This window comes from Okeania sp. (assembly GCF_983059655.1).
This window is the reverse complement of record NZ_CEZPJD010000659.1, coordinates 1-1,760: the sequence shown is the minus strand read 5'-3', so window position 1 is coordinate 1,760 and position 1,760 is coordinate 1. Positions and strand designations below refer to the sequence as shown.

The window sequence follows — 1,760 nt, the reverse complement described above, 5'->3', positions numbered from 1 at the left end:
CCCCAAGCTGTACCAATGGAAATTAATATTCAGCCAGACAGTCATTTATTTTTCTAAGGCAGGACTACGCATGAGGTACGAAAAACTAAGACTTGAGACTGTTGATCCAATCCTCTTAAATTTATTAGAAGAGGTAATTCTAAATTCTAAATTCTAAATTCTAAATTCTTGAGGCTCATCACTAAATAAAGGTTGCTTATGGAATTCGATCATATTCACTTCTACGTTGAAAATGCAATGAAGTCACGAGATTGGTTTATTGAAAAATTGGGCTTTAAAGCGATCGCCTCTCAAACCACTCAAGAGACTCATAAGGAAATTATCAACAGAGGTCGAGTATATTTTGCCCTATCCTCTCCCATCACATCAAAAAATTTTGTTGCTGATTTTCTCAGGATACATCCTCCCGGAGTAGGTGATGTTGCTTTTCGGGTTCGAGACCTTAACTCAGTTGTGGCCAAAGCAGCAGCAAATGGAGCAGAAGTTTTGCAACCTATTCAGCAAGACTTAAAGGGTTTAAGATGGGCAAAAATTTCTGGATGGGGAGATATAAGTCATACTCTAGTTGAAAAAATTGATGATGCACAGATTTTACATCCTACTTCTCAACTTCCTACAGATATTGTAGCTATCGACCATGTAGTTTTAAATGTGCCTGAGGATAATTTACAATCTGCTCTCGACTGGTATCATCAAATTTTAGAATTCCAACCCCAGCAAAGCTTTGACATTCAAACAGATAAATCTGCTTTACGGAGTCAAGTGATGGTTGCTCCAGATGGTGGAGTGAAATTTCCCATTAATGAGCCTGCATCTGCTAACTCTCAAGTCCAAGAATTTTTGGATGCTAATCATGGTGCGGGGATACAACATATTGCTCTGAGGACAGAGAATATTTTAGAGGTAGTAGGAGATTTGCGATCGCGGGGTTTGGGTTTTTTGCGAGTTCCGGCAACATATTACTCTCAACTGCAAACAAAAGCGCTAGGTTATTTACCTAAAGTTGACTGGCAAAAAGTTAAAGATTATCAAATTTTGCTAGACTGGGAGGAAATGAGACCGGAAGCAATGTTATTGCAAATTTTCACCAAACCCATTTTTCCTCAACCAACTGTATTTTTTGAGTTTATCGAACGCAGGGTTACTTGGGTAAATGGTAAACAAATGCAAGCTCAAGGTTTTGGTGAAGGAAATTTTCTAGCTTTATTTGAAGCTATAGAAAGAGAGCAAATGAAGCGAGGTAGTTTGGGCAAAAATTAAGATTCTTGGACTGAAGTAGCTTACTAATTATACTCATAGATTTATGTATAAGGGTTTCGCTCAAAAGTCTTTTAGTAGGGTTAGGAGACAGGAGAAATTGGAATGAACGAGGAGGTAGGAGTAAGAATTGTCCCTTAATTTTTCTGCCCAACTTTTGACCAAAATCCGCTCATTTTTGAACCATTACCACTTAAAACCTAGCACTTTTTGATACTTAAAAAGGCACTTACCTTTATCTATAAAGATTTTTAGATTTAATCAGCAAACCCTAAATATTTATTTTTATCAGGAAAGGCAGAGGGCATGAAGCCCTTATATAGGAGGGAATTATGACTCCTAACCTCTCTCTCTGCCCGCGACCGAAAGGAACAAGGGTATAATATCAAATCCGGTACTAAATGCCCTCACAATCAATAGCTTAAAACCCTTATTATTACGTTATTTTATCTATGTGCAATTAGGCGGATTTGATATGAAACCCCATCCAATTGTTCCTTCTG

Annotated in this window: 1 protein-coding gene; it reads left to right on the top strand. The window is 37.7% G+C overall.

What is annotated here, in order from left to right; all coding sequences use genetic code 11:
* Positions 1-198 precede the first annotated feature (198 nt).
* Positions 199-1,260: a 4-hydroxyphenylpyruvate dioxygenase gene (gene hppD, locus AC3DU7_RS26125; protein WP_488042200.1), complete on the top strand. Its 1,062-nt coding sequence runs from the start codon at positions 199-201 to the stop codon at positions 1,258-1,260.
* Positions 1,261-1,760: the final 500 nt, after the last annotated feature.

What these genes read in the sequence shown, in the direction of transcription:
- hppD (WP_488042200.1), top strand. Translation starts at nt 199, where the DNA reads ATGGAATTCGATCATATTCACTTCTACGTTGAAAATGCAATGAAGTCA.